We start from the raw sequence: 4,204 nt of genomic DNA, 5'->3' as shown, positions 1-4,204 counted from the left end.
CAGTTTCGCTGCCGAAGGCAACTAAGGCCAGTCCTTGGCGGCCTGCAGCTAATCATCCTTGGCGTAGGCAGGTAATGGTGACAAAATCACTGAACAATTAGGGTGACATTTTCACTGGACAACAACATGCCCAGTTTCCAACTAGCTTAAGTCGCAAAATTTGCCGTAGCTATAGTCGGATTAGGCCTTTCGGTCCACTCTTCATTATGGTAAAATGCACATCAGATGGCCACTCTAAGACTTGCGCATCGGAGGGGGTGTGTGATGCAAGCAGAGATCGCTAAATTCCTCCATTTTCTCAGCGTAGAAAGAGGCTTCTCAGAGAACACCTTAGCGGCCTACCGTAATGACCTGACCCAGTTCTACCAGTTTGTGCTTGATGCGGAGGCTCGCCAATCAGGAGCCAGCGGTAGAACACCGCCTGACCCCAAGGGCAACGAACTTGATTGGTCAAAGGCAACCAGGATGCGGATCATCTCATTTATCTTGCAGCTCAAGGAGAGGCGCTATGCGCCGGCCAGCGTAGCCCGCAAGATCGCCGCCGTCAAGTCCTTCTTCCACTTCCTGACCGCCGAAGGCATGATCCCGGAGGATCCCACAGAGAACCTAGCCTCACCGAAGGTAGATAAGGTCTTGCCACAGACGTTGACCATACAGGAGGTTGATGAGCTATTGGAGCAACCCGCTCGTCTCTCCACCCCTGAGGCTACCCGGGATAAGGCTATGTTGGAGATGCTCTACGCTACTGGCATGCGGGTTAGTGAGCTCATGGCCCTCGACCTGGCTGACGTGGACCTCTCAGCCGGCTATGTACGCTGCGTTGGCAGGGGAGCAAGGGAACGTATCATACCTATAAGACCACAGGCGATTAAACCCCTGGAGGATTATCTGCAACAGGCCCGCCCTATTCTCACGCGGCATACGGACCAGCAAGCACTCTTCGTCAACCACCGGGGCGAGCGGCTAACGAGGCAGGGGTTTTGGCTAATCGTCAAGTCTTACGCTAAACAAGCGAAGGTGAGCACCAACATCACACCGAACATCCTGCGCCATTCCTTCGCCACTCACATGCTACACAGCGGGGCCGATCTCCACTCCATTCAGGAGATGTTGGGGCACGCTAGTATCACTACCACTCAAATCTATACCCATCTCCCTAAAGAGAACATTTCAGAAGCCTACAGTTCAAATTAACCGATTGCCTCACAGGGCAGGGGACGTCCAGCCAAAGACCCGCTCGTCGATGAGGATTTTATGCCCCAGTTGTAAGAGGCAGAGTGAAGCTGAAAGTGGAACCTTGCCCCTCTACACTCTCGGCCCAGATACGCCCACCATGTGCCTGGACGATATGTTTGGCGATGGCCAGCCCCAGCCCAGTACCCCCTGAAGACCTGGACTTATCCGCCTTATAGAAACGCTCGAAGATGCGTGGTAAATCCTCCCCCGGGATACCTACCCCCGTGTCGATCACCGAGATCACGACGGCCTCGCTCTGCGGCCTCACCAAGACCTCAACCTTCCCTCCGGGTGGAGTGAATTTGATGGCGTTATGGACCAGGTTTACGATCACCTGCTGCACCCTCTCGCCATCAGCATAGAGCCTCGGGAGAGGTGGTGAGGCGACAATTTTCAGCTCGATGCCTTGCCTTTCCGCCTGAGGTCTCAAATGACCAACAGCCTCCTCTATAAGGTGACCAATGTCTAGCGCTTCCCACTTCAGCGGCACCTGCCCCGACTCGATACGGGATAACTCCAGCAGCTCCCTCACCAGCTGGGTAAGCTTATCTATCTCTAGATGGATCTTCCCTAGAAACTCCCTGGCCGTCGTTGGCTCCTCCAGCAGCGCGCCTTCCTCGAGAGTTTCCACAAGAAGCTTAAGAGAGGCAAGGGGAGTGCGTAGCTCGTGGGAAATATTCGCTACAAACTCCCGGCGTGTTGTCTCCAAACGGCGCAGCTCCGACACATCTTGCAGCAGCACTAGACCGGATGTAAAGGCACCCTCCTTGACAGGCATGGCCGTCACCCTTACAAAACGACTGGCCGGACCAAGACGGATCAACTCGGTAAACTGCTCACCTGATTGCTGACAACGTTGCCATAACTGATGCAACTCATGATCGCGCACTGCCTTGATGAAGGAGCGTCCCAATACCACGTCGGATGATATTCCTAAAATCTTGGCCGCGGCTGGATTCACCAACGCAACCCGGCCATCATGGCCGGTGATCACTACCCCATCGGCCATCCTTGATAGAAGAGTCACTATCCTGTTCCGTTCACTGGAAAGGCTGTCGATGGTCCTCTTGGTACGCTCGGCCATTTGATTGAAGGACCAAGCTAGCTCTTCAATCTCGTCTCCTGAGGAGACCTTGACGGCCTGGTCCAGGTCACTGGCGGCCAGCTGCCTGGCCATCATAGTGAGCTTCTCGATCGGCTTCGTAATAGACCTGGCTACCAGTATGGCCAAAACGACGGCCAGCACAGCCATCACGAGGGCAAATATGACTACGATGACTCCTGTGAGGTCCGGCCGATATCCGAAGACTTCTAAGCATATCCCGAGGGTGAGCATGGAGCCGAAGATAAGAGCAAGGTAGGGAATAGCTATCCGCTGGCTGATGCGGCCGAACACCCTTTATCCCTCCAGGCGGTAGCCAACGCCGCGCACAGTGCGAATATAGCGGGGAGTGCTCGGGTCATCCTCGATTTTCTCGCGCAACCAACGAATATGTACATCCACCGTACGGGTATCCCCAGCATAGTCGTATCCCCAGACCCTCTCTAGCAAGGTATCACGGGAGAAGGCCTTACCTTTATTCCTCAATAAAAAAGCCAAGAGTTCGAACTCTCTTGGCCTCAGATCAATAACCGATCCTCGCTGGGAAACGCGGTGCTCAGCCAGGTTCAGCTCTAATTCCCCTACCCTCAACACTTCGGCTTTCTCCCCTTCCCATTTCGCCTCCTGAACCATCTGAACGCGTCGTAACGAGGCTTTGATCCGTGCGCTCAGCTCGCGCAGGCTGAAGGGCTTAGTTATATAATCATCGGCTCCCAATTCCAGACCTAAAACCTTATCGATCTCCTCCTCTTTGGCCGTAAGCATTAAGATAGGCACCATCGTCTCTTTGCGCAGGATACGACAAACCTCAAAGCCATCCAATTTCGGCAACATTATATCGAGGATGATCAGTTCAGGCTTCTCCCGCCTGGCCATCTCCAGGGCCTGCAAGCCATCGACAGCTGTATAGACCTCGTATCCTTCCCGCCGCAGGTTATAGCGGAGCGTTTCGAGTAAAGTAAGCTCGTCGTCAACAACGAGGATCTTAGCCATCGCCCCTTGTCAATCACACCTCACGGAACTCCCCCTCGATGGTACCCTCCTGGGGACCTTCTCCCCCACTCTGGGATGCACCAGCCTGGCTGGCCCCAGCCTGCCCATAGACAGCCTGTCCGATCCGCTGCAGGGAGAGGGAGAGATCCTCCATCGCCCGCCGTACCACCCCAATATCTGTACCCCCAAGGGCCTCGCGCAGGACACTCACCTTCCCCTCTACCTCACCGCGTAACTCAGCCGGCACCCGCTCCCCCTGCTCACGTAGCAGCCGCTCCGTGCTGTAAATAAGCCCATCAGCCTGGTTGCGTACCTCAATCTCCTCCCGCTTGCGCCGATCTTCCTCCGCATGCGCCTCAGCCTCACGCACCATCCGCTCCACCTCCTCCTTGCCGAGCCCACTGGAGGCCGTGATGGTGATGCGCTGCTCCCGCCCCGTCCCTTTGTCCCGCGCCGAAACGTTGAGGATACCATTGGCATCAAGATCAAAGGTCACCTCAATCTGGGGCACCCCCCGCGGAGCAGGCAATAGCCCATCAAGGATGAAGCGCCCAATGCTCTTGTTCTCAGCCACCATGGGACGCTCCCCCTGCAAAACATGAATCTCTACACTCATCTGATTGTCGGTGGCCGTGGTGAAGATCTGACTCTTGGCCGTGGGAATGGTCGTGTTGCGGGTGATCAGCGGGGTCATCACCCCTCCCAGGGTCTCAATGCCCAGGGTGAGGGGGGTCACGTCCAAAAGTAAGACATCCTTCACCTCCCCCTTGAGTACCCCAGCCTGAATGGCCGCCCCAACAGCCACCACCTCATCAGGGTTCACCCCCTTGTGCGGCTCCTTGCCAAAAAGTTGGCGCACCTTCTCTACTACCG

Annotated in this window: 4 protein-coding genes; 1 reads left to right on the top strand and 3 read right to left on the bottom strand. The window is 55.7% G+C overall.

Features of this window, described 5'->3' with window-relative positions:
• Positions 1-264 precede the first annotated feature (264 nt).
• The gene (gene xerD, locus M1136_04550) at positions 265-1,194 is read left to right on the top strand and encodes a site-specific tyrosine recombinase XerD (protein MCL5074910.1); all 930 of its coding nucleotides are present in this window, start codon (positions 265-267) and stop codon (positions 1,192-1,194) included.
• A gap of 58 nt (positions 1,195-1,252) precedes the next feature.
• Here the strand turns inward: xerD and M1136_04545 are convergent, their stop codons facing one another.
• From M1136_04545 to M1136_04535, 3 genes are all read right to left on the bottom strand, one after another.
• Positions 1,253-2,632, bottom strand: coding sequence for a cell wall metabolism sensor histidine kinase WalK (locus M1136_04545; GenBank protein ID MCL5074909.1), 1,380 nt, complete (start codon positions 2,630-2,632; stop codon positions 1,253-1,255).
• 3 nt (positions 2,633-2,635) lie between these two features.
• Positions 2,636-3,331 carry a response regulator transcription factor gene (locus M1136_04540; GenBank protein MCL5074908.1) on the bottom strand — a complete coding sequence of 232 codons (696 nt, stop codon included), beginning with the start codon at positions 3,329-3,331 and terminating at the stop codon, positions 2,636-2,638.
• A 13-nt stretch (positions 3,332-3,344) separates the two neighbouring features.
• Positions 3,345-4,204: Hsp70 family protein (locus tag M1136_04535; protein MCL5074907.1), on the bottom strand; the 860-nt coding region annotated here is incomplete at its 5' end.

The sequence above is a fragment of the Chloroflexota bacterium genome (genome assembly GCA_023475225.1).
Classification (GTDB): Bacteria; Chloroflexota; UBA6077; order FW602-bin22; family JAMCVK01; genus JAMCVK01.
The sequence above is the reverse complement of the archived record's forward strand: the minus strand, read 5'-3'. Positions and strand labels throughout refer to the sequence as shown.